The sequence below is a fragment of the uncultured Enterovirga sp. genome (assembly GCF_964242715.1).
GTDB lineage: Bacteria > Pseudomonadota > Alphaproteobacteria > Rhizobiales > Beijerinckiaceae > Enterovirga.
On sequence record NZ_CAXTAZ010000010.1, the window covers coordinates 24,538 to 45,364 of the forward strand.

Annotated in this window: 21 protein-coding genes and 1 tRNA gene; 15 read left to right on the plus strand and 7 right to left on the minus strand. The window is 68.7% G+C overall.

Annotated elements, in window-relative coordinates; translation table 11 throughout:
• Positions 1-85: 85 nt before the first annotated feature.
• Positions 86-1,096 (plus strand): TRAP transporter substrate-binding protein, encoded by a 1,011-nt coding sequence (locus ACFE87_RS07385; protein WP_375458982.1) that lies wholly within the window; start codon positions 86-88, stop codon positions 1,094-1,096.
• Here the strand turns inward: ACFE87_RS07385 and ACFE87_RS07390 are convergent.
• The 6 genes from ACFE87_RS07390 to ACFE87_RS07415 all read right to left on the minus strand — a co-directional run bounded on the left by ACFE87_RS07390 (position 1,093) and on the right by ACFE87_RS07415 (position 8,226).
• Positions 1,093-2,577 carry an NAD(P)-binding domain-containing protein gene (locus tag ACFE87_RS07390; protein WP_375458983.1) on the minus strand — a complete coding sequence of 495 codons (1,485 nt, stop codon included), beginning with the start codon at positions 2,575-2,577 and terminating at the stop codon, positions 1,093-1,095. The genes ACFE87_RS07385 and ACFE87_RS07390 overlap by 4 nt on opposite strands.
• Positions 2,578-2,631: 54 nt before the next feature.
• On the minus strand, positions 2,632-3,549 hold the full coding sequence (locus tag ACFE87_RS07395; protein WP_375458984.1) for a DMT family transporter: 918 nt from the start codon (positions 3,547-3,549) through the stop codon (positions 2,632-2,634).
• A 31-nt stretch (positions 3,550-3,580) separates the two neighbouring features.
• Entirely contained in the window at positions 3,581-4,708 is a 1,128-nt protein-coding gene (locus ACFE87_RS07400) for a serine hydrolase domain-containing protein (RefSeq protein ID WP_375458985.1), read from the minus strand.
• On the minus strand, positions 4,705-5,757 hold the full coding sequence (speB, locus tag ACFE87_RS07405; protein ID WP_375458986.1) for an agmatinase: 1,053 nt from the start codon (positions 5,755-5,757) through the stop codon (positions 4,705-4,707). Before speB ends, ACFE87_RS07400 begins: the two co-directional genes overlap by 4 nt.
• A 29-nt stretch (positions 5,758-5,786) precedes the next feature.
• Complete coding sequence (locus ACFE87_RS07410) at positions 5,787-7,376, minus strand: gamma-glutamyltransferase family protein (protein WP_375458987.1); 1,590 nt, start codon at positions 7,374-7,376, stop codon at positions 5,787-5,789.
• 76 nt (positions 7,377-7,452) lie between these two features.
• On the minus strand, positions 7,453-8,226 hold the full coding sequence (locus ACFE87_RS07415) for an exodeoxyribonuclease III (protein ID WP_375458988.1): 774 nt from the start codon (positions 8,224-8,226) through the stop codon (positions 7,453-7,455).
• A 102-nt stretch (positions 8,227-8,328) separates the two neighbouring features.
• Between ACFE87_RS07415 and ACFE87_RS07420 the strand changes: the two genes are divergently transcribed.
• From ACFE87_RS07420 to ACFE87_RS07430, 3 genes are read left to right on the plus strand one after another with little or no spacing between them, the layout of a single operon-like run.
• On the plus strand, positions 8,329-8,535 hold the full coding sequence (locus ACFE87_RS07420) for a DUF6582 domain-containing protein (RefSeq protein ID WP_375458989.1): 207 nt from the start codon (positions 8,329-8,331) through the stop codon (positions 8,533-8,535).
• Between the two features lie 6 nt (positions 8,536-8,541).
• Entirely contained in the window at positions 8,542-8,724 is a 183-nt protein-coding gene (locus ACFE87_RS07425; RefSeq protein ID WP_375458990.1) for a DUF3606 domain-containing protein, read from the plus strand.
• A 34-nt stretch (positions 8,725-8,758) separates the two neighbouring features.
• Complete coding sequence (locus ACFE87_RS07430; RefSeq protein ID WP_375458991.1) at positions 8,759-9,589, plus strand: 5'-3' exonuclease H3TH domain-containing protein; 831 nt, start codon at positions 8,759-8,761, stop codon at positions 9,587-9,589.
• A 9-nt stretch (positions 9,590-9,598) separates the two neighbouring features.
• On the opposite strand, the gene hemW is transcribed toward ACFE87_RS07430, so the two are convergent.
• Positions 9,599-10,762 carry a radical SAM family heme chaperone HemW gene (hemW, locus tag ACFE87_RS07435; RefSeq protein ID WP_375458992.1) on the minus strand — a complete coding sequence of 388 codons (1,164 nt, stop codon included), beginning with the start codon at positions 10,760-10,762 and terminating at the stop codon, positions 9,599-9,601.
• Between the two features lie 137 nt (positions 10,763-10,899).
• Between hemW and ACFE87_RS07440 the strand changes: the two genes are divergently transcribed.
• From ACFE87_RS07440 to ureG, 11 genes are all read left to right on the plus strand, one after another.
• Positions 10,900-11,589, plus strand: coding sequence for a TetR/AcrR family transcriptional regulator (locus tag ACFE87_RS07440; RefSeq protein WP_375458993.1), 690 nt, complete (start codon positions 10,900-10,902; stop codon positions 11,587-11,589).
• Positions 11,590-11,667: 78 nt separating this feature from the next.
• On the plus strand, positions 11,668-12,129 hold the full coding sequence (locus tag ACFE87_RS07445; protein ID WP_375458994.1) for a DUF2852 domain-containing protein: 462 nt from the start codon (positions 11,668-11,670) through the stop codon (positions 12,127-12,129).
• Positions 12,130-12,267: 138 nt separating this feature from the next.
• Positions 12,268-13,518 (plus strand): flavodoxin-dependent (E)-4-hydroxy-3-methylbut-2-enyl-diphosphate synthase, encoded by a 1,251-nt coding sequence (gene ispG, locus ACFE87_RS07450; RefSeq protein WP_375458995.1) that lies wholly within the window; start codon positions 12,268-12,270, stop codon positions 13,516-13,518.
• A gap of 106 nt (positions 13,519-13,624) precedes the next feature.
• Positions 13,625-15,556 carry a potassium transporter Kup gene (locus ACFE87_RS07455; RefSeq protein WP_375458996.1) on the plus strand — a complete coding sequence of 644 codons (1,932 nt, stop codon included), beginning with the start codon at positions 13,625-13,627 and terminating at the stop codon, positions 15,554-15,556.
• A gap of 7 nt (positions 15,557-15,563) precedes the next feature.
• The gene (gene mtgA / locus ACFE87_RS07460; RefSeq protein WP_375458997.1) at positions 15,564-16,223 is read left to right on the plus strand and encodes a monofunctional biosynthetic peptidoglycan transglycosylase; all 660 of its coding nucleotides are present in this window, start codon (positions 15,564-15,566) and stop codon (positions 16,221-16,223) included.
• Positions 16,224-16,402: 179 nt separating this feature from the next.
• Positions 16,403-16,478 (plus strand) — tRNA-Thr (locus ACFE87_RS07465).
• Positions 16,479-16,632: 154 nt separating this feature from the next.
• The gene (locus ACFE87_RS07470; protein ID WP_375458998.1) at positions 16,633-17,919 is read left to right on the plus strand and encodes an acetyl-CoA hydrolase/transferase family protein; all 1,287 of its coding nucleotides are present in this window, start codon (positions 16,633-16,635) and stop codon (positions 17,917-17,919) included.
• Positions 17,920-18,026: 107 nt separating this feature from the next.
• Positions 18,027-18,776 carry a Crp/Fnr family transcriptional regulator gene (locus ACFE87_RS07475; protein WP_375458999.1) on the plus strand — a complete coding sequence of 250 codons (750 nt, stop codon included), beginning with the start codon at positions 18,027-18,029 and terminating at the stop codon, positions 18,774-18,776.
• 148 nt (positions 18,777-18,924) lie between these two features.
• Positions 18,925-19,476: an urease accessory protein UreE gene (ureE, locus tag ACFE87_RS07480; protein WP_375459000.1), complete on the plus strand. Its 552-nt coding sequence runs from the start codon at positions 18,925-18,927 to the stop codon at positions 19,474-19,476.
• The gene (locus ACFE87_RS07485) at positions 19,469-20,146 is read left to right on the plus strand and encodes an urease accessory protein UreF (protein WP_375459001.1); all 678 of its coding nucleotides are present in this window, start codon (positions 19,469-19,471) and stop codon (positions 20,144-20,146) included. Before ureE ends, ACFE87_RS07485 begins: the two co-directional genes overlap by 8 nt.
• Positions 20,143-20,772, plus strand: a complete 630-nt coding sequence (gene ureG / locus ACFE87_RS07490; protein WP_375459002.1) for an urease accessory protein UreG — start codon at positions 20,143-20,145, stop codon at positions 20,770-20,772. Before ACFE87_RS07485 ends, ureG begins: the two co-directional genes overlap by 4 nt.
• The last annotated feature ends 55 nt before the right edge of the window (positions 20,773-20,827 follow it).

Below are 20,827 nucleotides of genomic sequence, written 5' to 3' on the forward strand. Positions count from 1 at the left end.
ATCGGGCTCGGTGCGGGGCAAGCAAGCCCGACAACAGAGAGCCGTTCCGCCAACGCGCGAGCTCGGCATATCGGGAGCGAGCGTCATGGGATTGTCACGTCGATCGGTGCTGGCCGGAACTGCATCCGCGGCCATTCTGGGCGGGTCGGGCGCGCGGGGCCAGGCGGCGCAATTCACCTACAAATACGCGAATAACCTGCCGGTCGCGCATCCGATGAACACGCGAGCGCAGGAAGCCGTCGCCAAGATCAAGCAGGAATCCGGCGGCCGGCTCGACATCCAGATCTTCCCGAACAACCAGCTCGGCTCGGACACCGACGTGCTGAGCCAGCTCCGCTCGGGCGGGGTCGAGTTCTTCACGCTCTCGCCCCTGATTCTGTCGACACTCGTGCCGAATGCATCGGTCAGCGGCATCGGCTTCGCCTTTCCGGATTACGCCTCGGTCTGGAAGGCGATGGACGGCGAACTCGGAACCTATGTGCGGGGCCAGATCGCGAAATCCGGCATCGTCGCGATGGAGAAGATCTGGGACAACGGCTTCCGCCAGATCACGACCTCGAACAAGCCGATCCAGAACGCCGCCGATCTCAAGGGCGTGAAGCTCCGGGTGCCGGTGAGCCCGCTCTGGACCTCGATGTTCAAGGCCTTCGACGCGGCCCCGGCCAGCATCAACTTCGCCGAGGTCTATACCGCCCTGCAGACGAAAATCGTCGACGGCCAGGAGAACCCGCTCGCCATCATCTCGACCGCGAAACTGTTCGAGGTTCAGAAGTATCTCTCGGTCACGAACCACATGTGGGACGGCTTCTGGTTCCTGGCGAACCGGCGCGCCTGGGAGCGCCTGCCGGACGACCTTCGGGCCATCGCCGAGAAGAATCTGAACGAGGCCGGCATGAACGAGCGCGCCGACGTCGAGAAGCTCAACGCCGGCCTCCGCCAGGAGCTCGCCGCCAAGGGCATGACGATCAACGAGACGCAGCCGGACAGCTTCCGCGACGCGCTCCGCAAGGCTGGCTTCTACGCGGAGTGGAAGGGCAAGTACGGCGAGGAGACCTGGGCCATCCTCGAAAAGGCCGTGGGCGCGAAGCTCGGCTAGGGTCGGCCCTCCCCGGCCGTGCGCGGCCGGGGAAGGTGATAGGGGGTCGGCTTCAGCTCGTCGTCCTCATGCGCCCGCATGGCGAGGGCGTGCCGCTCGGCATCCTCGACGAAGAGGTCGCGCACGATCGCCTGGGCAAGGCGCGTCGCCCCGATCCCGAGGCCCGGGATATCCCCCGCGAGCGCGCCGTGGCTCATCGTGGCGCCCCAGTTGAAGACATGCAGGGCATTGACCCGCGGCATCGCGCCGGGCTCCCGCTCCAGCATCTGCATGCCGTCACCGAGATAGGGAAAGCGCGCCGCCTCCGGGTTTCGCTGCGCCGCCTCGGGCGAGACGCGGTCTTCCCAGAGGAGGATGTGCGGCCGGAAGGTCCCGAGTTCGTGCCGCTGGACGAGGTCGATGTCGAAACCCGTCGCAACGATCGCGGCCTCGACGGGATAGCGGCCCGTGGCCGTCTCGATCGCGAGCGTGCCGTCCGGCTCCTCCGTGACGCCGGTCCAGCCCTCGCCGAAGCGGATGCGGAAGCCCGGATGGCGTTCGCAGCGCAGCACGGATTCGTGCGGCGGCGGGGTGCCCTCGCCGAACATGTAGGTCGTGAAGGCCCAGCGGCTCCGGTCGTCGAGGGACGCGTAGCCACGCAAAAAACCCGGGAAGGAGGCCCATTTCGACTTGTTCACCTGCGGCAGGTGCGAGCGCCGCACGAACAGGGTCACGTCAGCCACGCCCGCCTCGAGCGCGACGGCGGCATTGTCGAAAGCGGAGGCGGAAGCGCCAAGGACGGCCATGCGTCTGCCGGCGAAGCGCGCGAAATCGATCTCCTCCGCCGAATGGAACAGGCGCCCCTGCCCGACCTCCCCGAAACCCAGACCACGGCGGCCGCCGGAGCCCTCGCGGCCGCAGGCGAGCACCACCTTGCGGGCATGGACGATCTCCATCCCGGCGGGTCCTTGGATGTCGGCCCGGACGAGGTCGCCGGCCGGCGCGAGGCCGAGAAGCTCGGTTTCGTTCTCGACCGGGAGCGCGGCCGTTTCCCGGACCCAGCCGAGATAGCGCAGCCAGTCCAGCCTGTGGATCTTGTAGAGGTCGCGCCAGCCGACTTCGCCATGCTGCGCCTCGTACCAGGCCCGGAAGGTGAGCGACGGAATGCCGAGATCCGGCCCGGTCAGGTGTTTCGGCGAGCGTAGCGTCTCCATCCGGGCGAAGGTGCCCCAGGGTCCCTCGAGCCCACGCGGGGAGCGGTCAATGACCCGGACGTTCGATATGCCCTCCCGGAGCAGTCCGAAGGCGGCGGTCTGGCCGCACATGCCGGCCCCGACGACGAGGACGTCGAGCGCCGGCCCGCCATCCGGCGCGGCTTTCGGCAGGACCCAGTTCGCGACAGGATGGTTCAGCCGCGCGAGATCGCGCCGCGCCTCCGCGGCGAGCCCTCCGAGGCCAAGGGCGGGCCCCTCAGCCCGGACCATGCCGTCCATCACCGTCATCCCGACCTGTCCTCGTCTGCGGCTCGACCTGCCCTCGTCGCAAGAGGCATGCTGTCAGGCCCTCCCCCTCCGCCGCTCGCGCAGCAGAAGGTAGATGCCGCTCGCCGTGATCAGGGCCGCTCCGACCCAGGTCCAGAGATCGGGCAGCTGGCCGAAGATCACGTAGCCCAGGATCGTCGCGGCCACGATCTGCGCATAGTTGAAGGGCGACACGAAGCTCGCCGGCGCCTGTTCGTAGGCGCTCACCAGGAAATAATGGCCGATTCCGCCGAAGATTCCGATGAGGAGAAAGGCGATTACGTCCTGCATGTCGGCCGGATTGCGCCAGACGAAGGGTAGCGGCAGCGACATCAGCACGAAGCCGATCACCACCATGTAGGTGTTCGAGGTCAGCGCCCGGTCGTGCGCGGCGAGCCGGCGGGAAAGGATCTGCACATTGGCCGAACACAGGGCGTTGCCTAAGAGCAGGACCATGGCGAGGTTCTGGTCGCCGAAGCCCGGCCGCACGATGATCAGCGCCGCTGCGAACCCGACGGCGACGGCGAGGGCGCGGTCGAGGGTCAGGCGTTCGCCGAGCAGCATCGGGGCCAGCATCGTGACGATGAGCGGCGACAGGAAGCTGATCGCCGTCACGGTCGGCAGCGAGACCATGCCCAGAGCCGTGATGGTCAGGACGGCCGAGCCGCAATGGAGGGCGGACCGGAGCAGCTGGAGTTTTGGACGGGACGACCTCAGGATGCCGAGACCGTTCGAGGGCGCGAAGAGGACGATCATGAAGGCGAAATGCCCGGCATAGCGGGCCCAGGTGATCTGGATGACGGAATATTCGCCGAGATATTTGGCGCAGGCGTTGATCCCAGGCAGCACGGCCGCGGCGAGCAGCATGTAGCCGACCGCCCGTCCGAGATTGTCCGGCGGCCGGCCGTCCGGCTCCTGCAAGACCGCGGCGGGCGGACGCGTCAGAGGCGCCACGCCTCCTCCCCTCCGGCCGCGCCGCTCAGCATCAGGCCCGGGCCTCCATCACGGAGGCGATGAAGTCGTTCATCCGGGCAGGGTCGATCCAGCGGGTCACCCCGACGAGGTCGTTCTCAGGATCGATCCAGCAGATGTTTCCGCCTGTGCCGAGCGCGAAGAAGCTCTCGGCCGAGGCCGCGGGATATTTCGCCCGGCCGCTATTGAGCCACCAGAGGAAGCCGTAGCCCGGCTCGACCCGCGTGGGTGCGCGCGAGGCCGCCATCCAGCCTTCGGGCAGGATGCGCCGGTCGCCCCAGAGCCCGTCGCGGCCGGCCAGCAACGCGATGCGGGCCTGGTCCTCGGCATGGATGAAGACGCCGCCGCCCCAATGGCCGCCGCCCGGGACGGACAGCATCGGCCGTCCACCCACCTCCACGTTGGAGTTGCGGTAGCCCTCCCAGCGCCAGCTGTCCGAAGCGCCGATCGGCTGCATGATCCGCTCGGCGAAGACCTCCGGCAATGGCCGCCGGAAGACGCGCAGCAGGGACAGCGCGAGGCGGTTCACCCGGACGTCGTTATATTCCCAGAAGCTGCCGGGCGCCTGGAGCGCCCGTTCCGTGCTCCGAGGCGGCAGGCCGGTATTGTCCTGTCCAAGCGCCCGGTTGCGGTCGATCTCGTCCGACTTGCCGAAGAGACTGCCCTCCCATTCGGATGTCTGGGTCAGGAGGTGGCGCCAGGTGATCGGCGCGTTGTGGCCCTCGAAGCCGCCGTCCCGCACCCGCGCGCCGACCGGCTCGTCGATGTCGCCGATCAGCCCGTCGCCGACCGCGATCCCGGCCAGCAACGACAGGTAGCTCTTCGCGACGCTGAAGGTCATGTCGACCCGCTGCGTATCGCCCCAGCGGGCGACGATCGCGCCGCCTTTCAGGAGGAGGCCGTTCGGCGCGCCGCGCGGGGCGACCGGCCCCAGGATCTCGTTCCAGGGCGGGGGCTCGAAGAAGCCGCCCGCGATCTTGGCCTCGAGATCGATCGGCCAGGGCGTCTCGGCCGTCTCCGCCAGATGGGCCGCTTCGCTCAGAGCTGCCGGATCGAAGCCGGCCGCGTCCGGGGCCATCTGTCGCCAGTCCTGGCCCGCGGGCGGCGGAACGTAGCAACCGGCGTCTTGCAGAAGGCTCATGTCTTGGCTCCGGAGCGACGCCCTGCCTTGGCGGCAGCGGCGAGGCAGAAGATCTGGAACAGCATCTGGGCGGCGACCTGAGCCGTGTTGGTGGTCGGGTCGTATTGCGGCGCGATCTCGACCACGTCGCCGCCGACGAGGTCGATGCCGGCGAGACCGCGCACGATCGCGAGCGCCTGGGCCGAGGCAAGACCGCCGACCTCCGGCGTCCCGGTCCCGGGCGCGAAGGCCGGGTCCAGGCTGTCGACGTCGAAGCTGAGATAGGTCGGGCCGTCGCCCACGACGGCGAGGGCGCGCTCGATCACGGCCTTCGTGCCGAGGTCGAAGACCTCCTCGGCATGGATCACGGTCATGCCGCTCTCGTAGGAGAATTCCCACAGATACTCGGCCGCGCCCCGGATGCCGATCTGGATCGTGCGTTCGGGATCGAGTACCCCGTCGAGCACGGCCTGCCGGAAGGGCCCGCCATGGTGGAACTTGCAGCCCTCGTAGGAGCCGCTCGTGTCGCAATGAGCGTCGATATGGATCATCCCGACCGGGCGGTCGCGGCCGACCGCGCGCAGGATCGGCAGGCCCATGGAATGGTCGCCGCCGACGCCGAGCGGGATCACACCCGCGGCGACGATGCGGGCGACGAAGCGCTCGATATCCTGGTGCGAGGCCGCGAGGTCGAACCGGCTCGCGAAGGGGACGTCGCCGATATCGGCCGCCTTGAGCTCGCCGGCCGGGACGGCCTTCAGCACATGCTCGTAGGGCCCGATCCGCTCGATCGTCCGGACCGCGCGCGGACCGAACCGGGCGCCCGGCCGGTTGGTGACCCCGAGATCGAGCGGCACGCCATACAGCGCGACGTCGAGCCCGGCGAGATCGGCATCCGGCCGGTAGGGCGCGTCGAGCAGGGTCGGCACGCCCTCATAGGGCTTGGCCCGCCGGTCGCCGTCGCTGAAGACGAGATCGGCCGCGCGCCGGAAGCCGGCATCGTAGATGTCGGCGCCGGAGACATCCGCGTAGCGGCGCCGGAGCGCTTCGAGCTTGGCGTGGTCGAACATCGGTCAGGTCCTCGCGCGGGCGCCGCGCCTCAATAGCCGAGCGCGCAGCCGTCCTTGCGGGCATCGGAGGCGCCGAGAAGGGTGCCGTGCTCGTGGTCGATCCAGACCGCCTGGGCCCCGCCGAGCGCGGAGGCAGGCTTCACGACGTTGAAGCCGCGCCGCGCGAGTTCCGGTCCGACCGTGTCGCGCAGGGGCTCCTCGACGTCGAGGACGCCGGTATCCAGCCGCGGGAAGACGCGGGGCAGGTCGATCGCGCTCTGCAGGTCGAGGCCGAAATCGACGACCTTCGAGACGAGATGGGCATGGCCCATCGCCTGGTAATGGCCGCCCATCACGCCGAAGGGCATCACGGTGCGGCCGTCCTTCGTCATCAGGCCCGGGATGATGGTGTGGAGCGGGCGCTTGCCCGGCCCGATGCAGTTCAGGTGATCGGGGTCGAGCACGAAGCTCTCGCCGCGATTGTGGAAGAGCACGCCCGTCTTCGGGCTGACGAGCGCGGCGCCGAAATTGAAGAAGATCGAGTTGATGAAGCTCGCCGCGTTCCGGTCCTTGTCGACCACCGAGATGTAGACCGTGTCGCGATGCCGGGAGCCTGCCGTGAGCGTCGGCATCGCCGGCAGCGCGCGCGTGAGATCGATGCGCGAGGCGAGATCGTCGGCCAGCGGGTCAGACAGCATCCAGTCGACCGGCATCTCGTGGTGGTCGGCGAGGTAGCGGTCGCGCACCGAATAGGCGAGCCGGGTCGCCTCGATCTCGAGATGCAGCCGGTCGACCGCGAGCGGGTCGCCTTTCGCCTCGAAGCGGGACAGGATGTTCAGGATCAGGAGCGCGATGATGCCCTGTCCGTTCTGCGGGCATTCATGCACCCGGTAGCCCCGGAAGGTGGTCGAGATCGGCGGGATATACTCGCCCCGCGTCGCCGCGAAGTCGTCGAGCGTATGCAGCCCGCCGAGCCCGCGCAGATAGCCGACCATGTCCTCGGCGATGCGGCCCTCGTAGAAGGCGCGCGCGCCGCCCTCGGCGATGGCCTGGAGCGTGTCGGCGAGGTCGGGCTGGCGATGGAGGGCGCCCATCGGCGGCGCCTTGCCGTCCACCAGGAAGACCCGGCTCGCATTCTCGTCCCGGCCGAGCAGGGCGGCCTGGTTCGTCCAGTCTTGCCACGCGCGCGGCGCGAGCGGGTAGCCGTCCCGGGCATAGCCGATCGCGGGGCCGAGAAGCTCGGCGAGGCTCATCGTGCCGTGGTCGGCGACGAGGCGCTCCCAGGCCTCGACCGAGCCAGGCACCGTGACGGAATGCGGCGAGGGCCGCTGCAGGCTGGTGACGCCGTTCTCGCGGAACCAGTCCGGCGTCGCGGCGGCGGGGGCCCGTCCCGAGCCGTTATAGGCGACGACGTCGTCCCCGCCTCGGGCCGCGTAGAGCGCGAAGCAGTCGCCGCCCACCCCGGTCGAGCCCGGTTCGACCACGCATTGCACGGCGCAGGCCGCGACCGCGGCGTCCATGGCGTTGCCGCCGGCCCGCAGCACGTCGATCGCGACGAGGCTCGAGAGCGGATGCGAGGTCGCCGCCATCCCGTGCTGGGCCACGACCAGCGATCGGCCCGTCGTCTCGAAATTTCTCACCGGCTTCCTCCACGCCGACCGTCGGCCACGCCGTCCTGTGTCACGACCGGAGCCCGGCGGCCATCGACCCTCGGCCTCATCTCAACCGAATCCACGCGGGCGCATGGTCGCTCGCATCCTCGGCCGCCCGCACGTGGCGGTCGACGCCCGCATCCGCGAGCCGCTCCACCAGGTCCGGGCTCAGCAGGAGATGGTCGAGCCGCAGGCCGCGGTCCTTGTCCCAGGCACCGCGCATGTAATCCCAGAAGGTGTAGACCGGGCCCGTCGGATGCCGGTGGCGGAGCGCGTCAGTCCAGCCCTGGTCGAGGAGGCGGCGGAAGGCCGCCCGGCTCTCCGGCTGGACGAGGGCGTTCGTCGCGAAAGAGGAGCGGCTCGGATACATGTCGGCCGGAGTCGGGACGACGTTGTAGTCGCCCGCCAGCACGACCGGCACGCCCGCCTCCCTGAGCGTCGCCGCATGCGCGATCAGGCGCTCGAACCAGCGGAGCTTGTAGGTGAATTTCGGGCCGGGCTGCGGATTGCCGTTCGGCAAGTAGAGCGACGCGACGATGACGCCCCGGACGGCCGCCTCCACATAGCGGGCCTGACCGTCGCCGGCATCGCCCGGCAGCTCCGTCCGGGTGAGGACCGGCTCCACCCCCCGGGCCAGGATCGCGACCCCGTTCCAGCTCCGTTCGCCGCGCCAGACGGACCGGTAGCCCGCATCCCGGAGGGCGGCCTCCGGGAAGTCACCGCTCTCCGCCTTGAGCTCCTGCAGGCAGGCCACGTCCGGCTTCGCCTCCGCGAGCCAGGCCAGGAGGTTCGGCAGCCGGCGGTTCACGTTGTTGATGTTGAAGGTCGCGATCTTCACAGGGTCACCCTCGGCTTACGGGATGAGCGCCGGAGCCCAGCCGCTCCGGGCGACAGAACCGAAGACCCGGTCTGCGGTTGATGCGATGACGAGGAGCGTGCGATGGCCAAGCTGACCGCCAAGGACCGAGAGGAGTTGCCGGATAGCAAGTTCGCGCTGCCCGGTCACAAATACCCGATCGAGGACGCCGCGCATGCCCGTAACGCGAAGGCGCGTGCGGCGCAGCAGGCCAAGGCCGGCAAGCTGTCCAAGGCCGACGAGAAGACGGTGGATGCCAGGGCCGACAAGGTCCTGGCGAAAGAAGGCTAGGGTGACATGGCGGGCCTGAAGGACAAGCGCGGCTTCATCGACAAGGACCGGCTCGACCTCTCCGAGCGCAAGGCCGTGGAATACTGGATGAAGCGCTGGGGCATCACCCGCGACCAGCTCGTCACGGCGCATCGCAAGGCCGGGCTGATGATCAAGGATATCGCGGCGGAGCTCGGCAAGAAGCGGTGAACGGGACTGCTCCGGGGAAAGCCAGGGCGCGGCCATGAGTCGGCCTCTCCTCGTCATCGACGGCGATTCCTTCGCGCACCGGGCCTATCACGGCCTGCCTAAGACGGTCCGCCGGGCCGGCGGCAAAGCCGCGGGCGCCATCGTCGGCTTCGCCAATTTCCTCCTCAGGCTTCACGGTGAGGAGGCGCCACGGGCGGTCATCGTCGGCTGGGATACGCTGGATGCGCCGACCTACCGGAGCGAAGCCTTTCCCGCCTATCAGGGCGGCCGGGTCTTCGACGACGATCTGATCGAGCAGCTCCATGCCCTGCCGGAATTCGTGGCCGCCTGCGGGTTCGCGAATGCCAAGGGTGCCGGCTACGAGGCGGACGACTTCCTTGCGGCGGCGGCGACGGCTGAGGAGGCGCGCGGCGGGACGGCCCTCGTCGCGAGCGGAGACCGGGACACGTTCCAGCTAGCCTCGGATGCCGTCACCATCCTGCACCCCGTCCGGGCGGGCGAAATGGCCCGGATCGGGCCGGCCGAAGTGCGCGAGCGCTACGGCGTCGAGCCCGGCCAGGTGCCGGATTTCATCGCGCTCCGGGGCGACCCGTCCGACAAGATCCCGGGCGCCCGCGGCATCGGCGAAAAGACGGCGGCGAGCCTCCTGAAACGGGGCGCGACGCTGGAGACGCTCCTAGCGAGCGGCCGGTTCGACAGCCAGGCCGACGACCTCCGTCTCTACAAGCGCATCGCCACGATGGACCGGGGCGCGCCGCTCCCGAAGCTGCCGGACCAGGTGCCGACTTGGCGCGAGGCCGCCGCGCTCGCGCGGGCCTGGGAGATCAACCGCTTGGCCGACCGTCTCGAGGAGCTTGCCGGATAGACGGTCCGCTCAGGCGGCGAGGTCGGCCACGACGGCGTCGAGGACCGGGAAGCCGGCCGGCGTGACGGCGATCCGCGACCCGACCCGGTGCGCGATCAGGCCGTCGCCCATCAGGTCAGAGATGCGCTCGTGGTCGAGCGTCCGACCGGAGATGGTGCGGTAGCGGGCCGGCTCGATGCCCTCGCGCAGCCTGAGGCCCATCAGCAGGAACTCGTCGCCGGCCTCTTCGCGCGTCAGCAGCGTGTGCTCGACGAGGCCGTGGCCGGTACGCTCGACCTGGGCGAGCCACTTCTCCGGCTCCCGTTCGGTCGCGGTCGCGGTCCGGCCCTTGGCCGTCATCACCCGGCCATGGGCGCCGGGACCGACGCCGACATATTCGCCGTAGCGCCAATAGACGAGGTTGTGACGCGACTCGGCGCCGGGCCGGGCGTGATTCGAGATCTCGTAGGCCGGCATCCCGGCCTTGTCGCAGAGTTCCTGGGTGACGTCGTAGAGGATCCGGGCCGCGTCCGCGTCCGGCAGGATCAGCTTCCCGGCCGCGTGCAGGCGGGCGAACCACGTGTCGGGCTCGATGGTGAGCTGGTAGAGCGAGAGATGTTCGGCGGCGCGAGCGATGGCGCGCTGCAACTCGAGCTTCCAGGCGCCCGGCGTCTGGTCCGGCCGTGCATAGATCAGGTCGAAGGAGAAACGGGCGAAATACTTGGCGGCCACGTCGACGGCCTTCATGGCCTCGTCGACGGAGTGGAGGCGGCCGAGGCGGCGGAGATCGCCGTCGTCCAGCGCCTGCACGCCGAGCGAGACGCGGTTCACGCCCGCCGCCCGGTAGCCCCGGAACCGCTCCGCCTCGACCGAGGTCGGGTTCGCCTCGAGCGTGATCTCCGCACCGCGGGCCACGCTCCACGTCGTCGCGATCGCGTCGAGGATCGCGGCGACCGTCGAAGGCTGCATCAGCGAAGGCGTGCCGCCACCGAGAAAGATGCTCGAGACCGTGCGGCCCGGCGTCATCTCGCCTGCATGCGCGATCTCGCGGGCAAAGGCCTCGACATAGCGATTCTCGTCGATGCCGCCTGCCCGCACGTGACTGTTGAAGTCGCAATACGGACATTTCGACAGGCAGAAGGGCCAGTGCACATAGACGCCGAAGCCGGCGTCCTGAGTCGGGTGCTGGATCATGAGTCCCGTCCTAGCACGGTCGGCAGAACAGATGGTTACGAAGTGTTGAGCACAAACGTTAACGGTTCGGTTCGCCCACGCGTCGCGCAGGCCGCGAGATCGGGCTATGGTCCGGTCCGAGTTCGGAGTGTCAGATCGTGCGGGGTTGGCGCGGGCCGTCGCAGCGGGAGGCCGGCGCCCCCGATGCGACCGAGGAGCCGGACGCGGCGGGAGACCGGCGCGGCTATCACCATGGGAATCTCAAGGAAGCCCTGATCCAGGCGGCGCGGCGCTTCATCGCGGAGCGGGGCCTCGGCGGCTTCACCCTCGTCGACGCTGCGAAGCTCGTCGGCGTGACGCCGGCCGCGCTTTACCGCCATTTCCGCGGCCGAGAGGCTCTGGTCGCCGAGGTCGCGTTCCGGGGCTATGGCCAGCTCGCCGAGAGACTGGCGCGAGCGCTGGCCGGATCCGGAACGCCCCTCGAACGCTTCACCCGGATGGGCGAGACCTATCTCGACTTCGCCGAGAAGGAGCCCGGTTATTACGCCGCGATGTTCGCGGCCCGGCCGCCTGACACCTCGACCGAACCGCCCTCGCCGTGGGGACGCCCTCGCGGCGCCTTCGACCTCCTGGTCGAGGCGCTGGGCCGCATCTTCCCGGACGGTTTCGGCAGCGTCGACCCGCGCTTCATCGCGCTCGAGGTCTGGGTTCTGGCGCATGGCATCGCCACATTGGATGCGGCCGGGCAGCTGCCGAAGGGCGCCGGGCTACCGGGCAAGCACGAGCTTCTCCGGGCCGGGATCCTGGCCATCGTTCACGGTGCGACAGGTGCGGCACGAAAGTCCTGACAGCGATCTTGAAAGGCACCCCGGACGGGGTCATGTAAATGTTGTTGACATTTACATGTCGGCTCACTGGAGGTTCCCATGACGACTGCTTCCGCCGGCTGGCAGCCCGGCACGTCCACCTGCTCCGGCCCTCGCGGTTCCAAGCGCGCGCTGGAACTCGTCGGCATCGTGTTCACCTTCTTTTGGTTCTGGCCGCTCGCGGCCGCCTACATCGCCTGGAAGATGACGGGCTATGCGGGCCTCGCCGACCTCCGCCGCGTCGTCGAGCGGGGCGGCGAGAATGTTCGGAGCTACGGCTTCGGCGGCCCGGGTTTCGGAGGCAACCCCTTCGCGACCGGATCCTTCGGCGGCAGCGGCAACGCGGCCTTCGACGACTACCGTCGCTCCGAGATCGAGCGACTGGAACAGGAGCGCCGCCGTCTCGACGACGAGGCTCGCGAATTCCGGTCCTTCGTCGACGACCTGAAGCGTGCCAAGGACCGTGAGGAGTTCGACGCCTACATGGCCAGGCGCCGGGCGAACGGTCCGACGAGCGTCTAAACGGAACCGTCATTCACGGGGACTAGAACGGGGCGGCTCGAGGCCGCCCCGTTCGGTCACATTGACGGCGGAGGGGCCGCGGCGGTAACGCTCTCAGCCAAAGGCGGCACGTTCAGCGTGCCGATCGAAGGGGCTTTTATGTCCGAGATCGCGGGTCCCGCGAGACGTCACGGCACCGTTCCCGTCCGGGTCGGCTCGGTCCTGGTCGGTGGTGGCGCACCCATCGTCGTCCAGTCGATGACGAATACCGACACGGCCGATATCGACGGCACCGTCGCGCAGGTCGCGGCCCTCGCCCGGGCCGGGTCCGAGATCGTGCGCATCACGGTCGACCGCGACGAGGCAGCCGCGGCCGTGCCGAAGATCCGCGAGCGACTTGACCGCGTGGGCGTCGACGTGCCGCTCGTCGGCGACTTCCACTATATCGGCCACAAGCTCCTCGCCGACCACCCGGCCTGCGCAGAAGCATTGGCGAAATACCGGATCAATCCGGGCAATGTCGGCTTCAAGGACAAGAAGGATCGGCAGTTCGGCGCCATCGTCGAACTCGCGGCGCGGCATGGTAAGGCCGTGCGGATCGGCGCGAATTGGGGCTCGCTCGACCAGGAGCTCCTGACGCATCTGATGGACGAGAATGCCCGCACCGCGAACCCGCTGCCGACGCGGGCGATCACCCGCGAGGCGATGGTGCAATCGGCTCTGGGCTCGGCCGCCCGGGCCGAGGAGATTGGCCTGCCGCGCGACCGCATCATCCTGTCGGCCAAGGTCTCGGCCGTGCAGGATCTGATCGCGGTCTACCGCGACCTCGCGCGGCGCTCGGATTACGCGATCCATCTCGGCCTGACCGAGGCCGGCATGGGCTCGAAAGGCATCGTGGCCTCCTCTGCCGCCCTCGGGATCCTGCTCCAGGAAGGCATCGGCGACACGATCCGGGTCTCGCTGACCCCGGAGCCGGGCGGCGACCGGACCGTGGAGGTCAAGGTCGGCCAGGAGATCCTGCAGACGATGGGCTTCCGGACCTTCGTACCCCTCGTTGCCGCCTGCCCGGGCTGCGGCCGCACGACCTCGACCGTCTTCCAGGAGCTCGCGCGCGACATCCAGGACTGGATCCACGTCTCGATGCCGGAATGGAAGCGGACCTATCCGGGCGTCGAGAACCTGAACGTCGCCGTGATGGGCTGTATCGTGAACGGCCCGGGCGAGTCGAAACATGCCGATATCGGCATCTCCCTGCCCGGCACCGGCGAGACACCGGCCGCACCGATCTTCATCGACGGCCAGAAGGCCATGACGCTGAGGGGCCCCGCCATCGCGCAGGACTTCAAGGCCCTCGTCGGGCAGTATATCGAGCGCCGTTACGGCGCAGGAGCGCGCGCCGCGGCGGAATAGCCGGACGCCGAGACACCATCATGCCCCATCTCATCTGCAGGCCGCCCCGTGCTTCACGGCACGGGCGCGCCGTCGCGTCCGCCCTCCTGGAAGGGCGGGGCTGACCATGGCTCACGTCAAGGCCTCGCCGGCGCCCCCTATCGACGCCGGTCCGCCGTCCGATTCCGCGCTGAACGATGCCCGCAAGCACACCAGCGCCTGGACCCTGACGCTCGGCTCGGTCGGGGTCGTCTACGGCGATATCGGCACGAGCCCGCTCTACGCCTTCCGCGAGGCTCTCGCGACGGCCAAGGAGGATGGGGTCATCACGCCGGGCGAAGTGTACGGCGTGGCCTCGCTGATCCTCTGGGCGCTGACCCTGATCGTGACGCTCAAGTATGTGACCATCGTTCTCCGCCTCGACAATAACGGCGAAGGCGGCACGCTGTCCCTCATGGCCCTCGCCAGGAAGGCAACCGGCGGCAGCCTGATCATCCTGGCCCTCGGCATGCTGGGCGCCGCCCTGTTCTACGGCGACGCGATGATCACCCCTGCGATCTCGGTCCTGTCCGCCGTCGAGGGCCTGAAGCTCGTCACCCCGACATTCACCCCCTACATCCTGCCGATCACGATCGCGATCATCCTCGGCCTGTTCATGGTGCAAAGCCATGGCACGGCCCGCATGGCGGCCTTTTTCGGGCCGATCATGGTGGTGTTCTTTCTCACGATCGGGATCGCGGCGCTGCCGCATATCGCCCGGGAACCCGGCATCTTCCGGGCCCTGAACCCCTATTATGCGGTCGAATACGTCCTCAGTCACGGTCACGCCGCGCTGATCGCGCTCGGCGCCGTGTTCCTGGCCGTCACGGGCGCGGAGGCGCTCTTCGCCGATCTCGGTCACTTCGGCCGCAAGCCGATCCAGCGCGCCTGGCTCTTCCTCGTCTTCCCGTGCCTGACGCTCAACTATCTCGGCCAGGGCGCCCTCGTGCTGCACGACCAGGACGCAGCCGCGGAGCCCTTCTTCAGGCTCGTGCCGGAATGGGGCCTCCTGCCGCTGGTGCTCCTGGCGACCGCCGCGACGGTGATCGCCGCGCAGGCGAACATCACCGGCGCCTTCTCGCTCTCGCGGCAGGCGGTGCAGCTCGGGCTCCTTCCGCGCCTCGAGATCCGACACACCTCGGAGACGCATTCCGGGCAGATCTACCTGCCGCAGATCAACAGCCTGCTCCTGATCGGCGTCATCGTCCTCGTGCTTCTCTTCAAATCGTCGACCGCGATCGCCTCCGCCTACGGCATCGCGGTGACCGGCACGATGCTGATCACCGGCGCGATGTCCTTCATCGTGGCCCGGCATGTCTGGGGCTGGAGCACGGCCCGCGCGGCGCTGACCATCATGCCGTTCATCGCGCTCGAGCTCTGCTTCCTGAGCGCCAACCTGTTCAAGGTGTTCGAGGGCGGCTACGTGCCCCTCCTGCTGGCAGCCTTCCTGATCCTCGTCATGGGGACCTGGGTGAAGGGTACCCGCATCCTGTTCGACAAGACCCGGAAGACGGACGTGCCCCTGACCGAACTCGTCGGCATGCTGGAGCGGAGCCCGCCGCACCGGGTCAAGGGCACGGCCGTATTCCTGACGAGCGACCCGACCACCGCGCCCTCCGCCCTCCTCCACAACCTGAAGCACAACAAGGTCTTGCACGAGCGCAACATCGTCCTGACCGTGAGGTCGCTCGACATGCCGCGCGTGGCCTCCCAGGATCGCGTCACGATCGAGCATGTGGGGGACTCGTTCTGGACGGTCGAGCTGCATTTCGGCTTCATGGAGACGCCGAACATCCCGCGCAGCCTCGCGCTGCTCCGGAAGCTCGGCTTCAAGTTCGACATCATGTCGACCTCGTTCTTCCTGTCGCGCCGCTCGATCCGACCGGCGCTCAAGTCCTCGATGCCGCTCTGGCAGGACAAGCTCTTCATCGCGCTGGCGCGGAGCGCGTCCGACGCGACGGACTTCTTCCAGATCCCGACCGGCCGCGTGGTCGAAGTCGGCACGCAGGTCACGGTGTGACGCGGCCGTGAGGCGCGCCTTCAAGGTTCTCGTCCTACTCGCCCTCGCCTACCCTTTGCTCGTGCTCGGCCTGGGGCTCGCCTATATCGCCGTCCCGCCGGTCTCGACCCTGATGCTGGGCCGGTGGCTGACGGGGGAGAGCGCGAGCCGCAGCTTCGTCCCGCTCGCCTCCATCGCCTCCTCCCTGCCGGCGGCCGCGGCTGCCTCCGAAGACGCCCGCTTCTGCCTGCACAAGGGAGTCGACTGGGACGCCCTGAACGAGGTGATGGAGGACGCGGACGAAGGCGGGCCGAGCCGCGGCGCCTCCACCATCCCGATGCAGGTCGCCAAGAACCTGTTTCTCTGGCCCGGCCGCTCCGTGGTCCGGAAGGCGATGGAAATCCCGATCGCCATGTATCTCGACCTCGTCTGGTCGAAGCGCCGGATGATCGAGGTCTATCTCAACATCGCCGAATGGGGGGACGGCATCTTCGGAGCCGAGGCCGCCGCGCAACGCCACTTCCGCAAACCCGCCGCCGACCTGTCGCGACGCGAGGCGGCCCTCCTCGTCATCGCGCTTCCGAACCCGCTCCGCCGCAATCCGGCCCGGCCCACCGCACGCCAGAGCGCCCGCGCCAACGCCATCCTGGCCCGTATCGCCGACACTCCCCTGCAATGCCTGCGTTGAGCCCTGCGCGCGGCCTGTTTCAACCTCTCCGAGATAGCAGAAGCTCCGTGCCGCCGGAGCTGCAACCACCCGCGACGATATTCGTCGTCGGCACGCCGTCGAGGCGTCCGCCATCTATTGACGGTTGATCCCGGACAGCATCTTGGCGGAACCGTCCTGCCGGGCTAGAAGGGGCCGTCGCCGCAATAGCTCAGCTGGTAGAGCACCTCATTCGTAATGAGGGGGTCGGGGGTTCGAATCCCTCTTGCGGCACCATTCCCCAAGAATCTTCCCTGCGAGGGATCGACGGTGGTCACCTCCGGCTTCCTCGCATGTTGATGGTCCGCCTCGCGCCTGCCGGCATGTCGTCATGCGTGATCGCCACGTGGGTGCTCGCTCGGCGGCGTCATCTGAATAATCGCCCGTTCCCGTGATTCTGAACTCCCGCGACCTCGATCTTGCCGGCCTCGTGCGGCCGGGCGACGTGGTGCTGTGCGGGCAGGGCACGGCGGAGCCGCTGACGCTGACGCGCCGGCTCGTTGCGCAGAAGGACGAGATCGGCCCGATCACCTGCTTCCTCGGCATGATGTTCTCCGACACGTTCGCGCCCGAAGCGACCGGGGGCATGTCGTTCCGGGCCTATGGTGGCGTCGGCACGAACGGCCGGCTGTCCCGTTCGGGTCGGCTCGACATCCTGCCCTGGCATTACAGCCGCATCGAACGGGCTTTCGCCGCCGGCGACCTTCGGGCCGACGTGGTCCTCCTGCAGGTCGCGCCACCTCCCGAGGGCCGCTCCGGCTACAGCCTGTCCCTCGCCAACGATTACGTCGCGGCGGCGGCGCGGCACGCCCGCCTCGTGATCGCGGAGGTCAATCCCGACGCACCCTGGACGCATGGCGCGACCCTGCCGGCCGGTGTCGAGCCCCATCCCCTGGTTTTAGCCGACGTCGCGCCGCAGGATCTCAAACCGGCCCGCTTCGGCGATGCCGAAGCCCGGATCGCCCGGCACGTCGCCGCTCTGATCCCGGACGGCGCCTGCCTGCAATTCGGGGTCGGGGCGGCACCCGTAGCCGTGCTCTCGGAATTGCGGGGCCACCGCGATCTCTCGATCCATTCCGGCGTGATCGGCGACATCTGTGTCGACCTGATCGAGAGCGGTGCGGTGACGAATGCCCGCAAGCCCTCCGATCGTGGCGTGACGGTCACGAATGTCGTTCTCGGGACCCGACGGCTGTTCGACTACGTGCACGACAACAAGGCGATCGAGGTTCGGCCCGCCTCCCACACGCACGATCACCCGACGATCGCCGGCATCCCGGACTTCCGGGCCATCAACTCCGCGATCGAGGTCGACCTTACGGGCCAGGTCAATGCCGAACTGGCGGGCGGGGTCTATGTCGGCGCGATCGGCGGCCAGGTGGATTTCGTCCGGGGTGCGCTCGCGAGCGAGGGCGGACGCTCCATCATCGCGCTCCCGGCGACCGCCCTCGCCGGTGACGCGAGCCGCATCGTCTGCCGGGTCGACGCGGTGACCCTGCCGCGGAGCGACGCGGACCTGGTCGTGACGGAATACGGCGTTGCCGACCTGAGAGGGGCGACGCTCAGCGAGCGCGCGGAGCGGATGATCCGTATCGCTTCGCCCGCCTTCCAGGAAGACCTTGCCCGGGCTTGGCGCGACGGCCTTGGGCGGGCTGCACCGCTTGCTAAACTACGATAGTGACACAGGACAGCTTAGAGCATAGAAGTCCGCTATCGTCGGCTCCCGAATGGCTCGCTGACGCCCGAGAGAGACCAGCGCTCCCGCCAGTTCCACGGAGCGCCCTCGTGGCCACCAAGCCTGGTTCCCATTCGCAGCCGTTCGTCAGACGGCTGGAAAGCATCTTCGCTCTTTCGGAAGAGGAGAAGAGAGCGATCGTCGACCTGCCGATGCAGGTCGTGGAGTTGAAGGCGGACCAGGACATCGTTCGGGAAGGCGACCGTCCCTCCCGCTGCTGCCTGCTTCTGGATGGCGTCGTCTGCACCTACAAGCTGACCGGAGACGGCAAGCGCCAGATCATGGCGTTCCATCTTGCCGGCGATGTGCCCGACCTGCAAAGCCTTCACCTTCGCGTCCTGGACAGCAGTCTCGCGACCCTGACGCCATGCAAGGTCGGTTTCATTCGACACGAGGCCATGCGCGAACTCTACGAGCGCTTTCCTCGGATCGGCGACGCGTTTTGGCGCACGACGCTCGTCGACGGCTCGATTTTTCGGGAATGGCTGGCCAATGTCGGGCAGCGAAACTCCCACGCCCGGATCGCTCACCTCCTCTGCGAGACCCTCGTTCGGTCGAAGGCCGTCGGGCTTGCGACCGAGGAGACTTGTGATTTCCCGATCACGCAGCAGGAAATCGCCGAGGCGACCGGCATGACGGTCGTCCACGCGAACCGGGTCATCCAGGACCTCAGGGCCTCCGGACTCATCGAGCTGAGACAGAACAAGCTGACGGTTCCCGACCTCGACCGCCTGATGGAGGCCGGCGACTTCGACCCGGCCTACCTTCACCTGAACGAGCCGCAGCGCGTGGCGGCATGACCCGAGACGCCCGGGTCTAGAGCACGCAGGTCGGGCATGCAGATCGCAGGCCGCGTGCTATGACGGAGAACGAGATGCGGGCCGGCTTTCCGGCTCAGCCCGCCCCGGGACTAGAGGCGTTTCCAGGCCTCGAACAAGGAGACCCTCGATGATCCGCGCCACCACGATCGTCCGTCGGCCCGCCGTGAAGGCCGAGCGCGTCGCGGATACGCTCACGCTGGACCATGAGGGGCGCCACCGCCGGCGCTTCGCGATGACGGCAGAGGGCGGCCTCGCCTTCCTGCTCGACCTCGATCGGGCGACGGTGCTGGACGACGGCGATGCCGTGAAGCTCGAAGACGGGCGGCTGGTGCAGGTCCGGGCCGCGCCCGAGCGCCTGATTGAGATCACGACCGGCAACCCGCTCCGGCTGATGAAGGTCGCCTGGCATATCGGCAATCGGCATGTGGCTGCCGAGATCGGCGAGGAGGCGCTCTACATTCCCTACGACCACGTCCTTCTGGAGATGGTGCGCGGGCTCGGCGCCACCGCGCGCGAAGTCGAGCGGCCGTTCCGGCCCGAGCGCGGCGCCTACGAGGGCGGACACGGGCATGACCATGAGCATGACCACGATCATGGCCACGCGGCCCACGCGCATGGCGACGCATGCGGCTGCGGGCACGATCACCACGCCCACGGCCACGCCCACAAGCATGGCTGAGGCCGACTCGAGCCGGCTGATCTGCTGGCTGTCGCCAGCCTTTCCGGTCGGCAGCTACGCCTATTCGCACGGGCTCGAATGGGCGGTGGAAGCGGGCGACGTCGCGGACGAGACCAGTCTCGCGGCCTGGCTCGAGACGCTTCTTCTCGAAGGGGCCGGACGCAACGATGCGATCCTGCTCGCGGCAGCCTATCGGGCCGCTGCGGCCGGGGACACGGCCGCGCTGGAGGAGGCGAACGACCTCGCCCTCGCGCTCGCCGCCTCGGCCGAATTGTGGCTGGAGACCGCCCAGCAGGGCCGAAGCTTCCTCGACGTGATCCTCGCAGCATGGCCGGCCCCCGGCCTCTCGGAGATGACCCGAACCCTCGGCCGGGTCGCCTATCCGGTCGCGCTCGGGCTCGCCGCGGCCCTGCATGGCGTGCCGCTCGCGGCCGTCTTGCGCGGGCAGCTCACGGCGATGGCCGGGAACCTCGTCTCCGCCGCCATTCGGCTTGCTCCGATCGGCCAGACCGCGGGCCAGCGCCTGCTCGCCGGGCTCGTGCCGCGGCTCGACGACTTGGCCGGAGACGTGCTTCGGCTCGACCTCGACGACGTCTCCGCCTCGACCTTCCGGGCCGATCTCGGCTCCTTCCGGCACGAAACGCAATATACGAGGCTGTTCAGGTCATGACCGCATCGAGGAACGGACCTCTCCGGGTCGGGATCGGCGGACCGGTCGGATCGGGCAAGACCGCCCTGATGGAGGCGCTCTGCCGCCGCTTCCGGGACCGCTACGACCTCTGCGCCATCACGAACGACATCTACACGAAGGAGGATGCCCGCATCCTGGCGGTGGCCGAGGCGCTGCCGCTCGAGCGCATTCTCGGAGTCGAGACGGGCGGCTGCCCACATACGGCAATCCGGGAGGATGCCTCGATCAACCTCGCGGCAATCGCCGACATGCGGGTCCGCTTCCCGGATCTCGACCTCGTCCTGATCGAATCCGGCGGCGACAACCTGGCCGCGACCTTCTCGCCCGAACTCGCCGACTTGACCATCTACGTCATCGACGTCGCGGGCGGCGAAAAGATCCCCCGCAAGGGCGGCCCCGGGATCACCCGGTCCGACCTCCTCGTCGTGAACAAGATCGACCTCGCCCCCTTCGTGGGCGCCGATCTCGGGATCATGGAGGAGGACACGAAGCGGATGCGTGGGGCGCGGCCCTATGTCTTCGCGAATGTCCGGGGCGGAATCGGCGCGGACGAGGTGGCGAGCTTCATCGAGCGGGCGGGGGGCCTCGCACAGAAGATGGCGTGACCTGATCCGTCATCCGGGGCTCGTCCAAGGCGACAACCCGTAACCCTCGGAATGA

Coding starts and splice junctions, on each gene's coding strand:
- ACFE87_RS07385 (WP_375458982.1), top strand. CDS start 86: ATGGGATTGTCACGTCGATCGGTGCTGGCCGGAACTGCATCCGCGGCC.
- ACFE87_RS07390 (WP_375458983.1), bottom strand. CDS start 2,577: ATGACGGTGATGGACGGCATGGTCCGGGCTGAGGGGCCCGCCCTTGGC.
- ACFE87_RS07400 (WP_375458985.1), bottom strand. CDS start 4,708: ATGAGCCTTCTGCAAGACGCCGGTTGCTACGTTCCGCCGCCCGCGGGC.
- speB (WP_375458986.1), bottom strand. CDS start 5,757: ATGTTCGACCACGCCAAGCTCGAAGCGCTCCGGCGCCGCTACGCGGAT.
- ACFE87_RS07420 (WP_375458989.1), top strand. CDS start 8,329: ATGGCCAAGCTGACCGCCAAGGACCGAGAGGAGTTGCCGGATAGCAAG.
- ACFE87_RS07425 (WP_375458990.1), top strand. CDS start 8,542: ATGGCGGGCCTGAAGGACAAGCGCGGCTTCATCGACAAGGACCGGCTC.
- ACFE87_RS07430 (WP_375458991.1), top strand. CDS start 8,759: ATGAGTCGGCCTCTCCTCGTCATCGACGGCGATTCCTTCGCGCACCGG.
- hemW (WP_375458992.1), bottom strand. CDS start 10,762: ATGATCCAGCACCCGACTCAGGACGCCGGCTTCGGCGTCTATGTGCAC.
- ACFE87_RS07445 (WP_375458994.1), top strand. CDS start 11,668: ATGACGACTGCTTCCGCCGGCTGGCAGCCCGGCACGTCCACCTGCTCC.
- ispG (WP_375458995.1), top strand. CDS start 12,268: ATGTCCGAGATCGCGGGTCCCGCGAGACGTCACGGCACCGTTCCCGTC.
- ACFE87_RS07455 (WP_375458996.1), top strand. CDS start 13,625: ATGGCTCACGTCAAGGCCTCGCCGGCGCCCCCTATCGACGCCGGTCCG.
- ureE (WP_375459000.1), top strand. CDS start 18,925: ATGATCCGCGCCACCACGATCGTCCGTCGGCCCGCCGTGAAGGCCGAG.
- ACFE87_RS07485 (WP_375459001.1), top strand. CDS start 19,469: ATGGCTGAGGCCGACTCGAGCCGGCTGATCTGCTGGCTGTCGCCAGCC.
- ureG (WP_375459002.1), top strand. CDS start 20,143: ATGACCGCATCGAGGAACGGACCTCTCCGGGTCGGGATCGGCGGACCG.